Below are 366 nucleotides of genomic sequence, written 5' to 3'. Positions count from 1 at the left end.
AGATCGCGGTGTTGATGCCCTGCAGGTTGCCATACACGTCGACCAGCGCGCCGCCCGAGTTGCCGGGGTTGATGGCGGCGTCGGTCTGGATGAAATTCTCGAAGGTGTTGATGCCCAGCTGGCTGCGTCCCAGGGCGCTGACGATGCCGCTGGTCACCGTCTGGCCGACGCCGAACGGGTTGCCGATCGCCAGCACATGGTCGCCCACGGCCAGTTCGTCGGAGTTGCCGAGCACGATCACGGGCAGCTTGTCGAGCTCGATCTTCAGGATCGCCAGGTCGGTCTCGGGGTCGGTGCCGACGACGCGCGCGCGCGCATGGCGGCTGTCGGTCAGCGTCACATCGATCTCGTCGGCGCCTTCCACCA

1 protein-coding gene is annotated in these 366 nt (G+C 66.7%); it reads right to left on the bottom strand.

What is annotated here, in order from left to right; all coding sequences use genetic code 11:
* A partial coding sequence (locus tag QZH66_RS18810) for a trypsin-like peptidase domain-containing protein (RefSeq protein ID WP_305807293.1) occupies positions 1 to 366 on the bottom strand: 366 nt, incomplete at both ends.

Source organism: Stenotrophomonas sp. YIM B06876 (genome assembly GCF_030711595.1).
GTDB lineage: Bacteria > Pseudomonadota > Gammaproteobacteria > Xanthomonadales > Xanthomonadaceae > Stenotrophomonas.
Note: the sequence above shows the minus strand (reverse complement) of the source record. Positions and strands in the feature narration are given on the sequence as shown.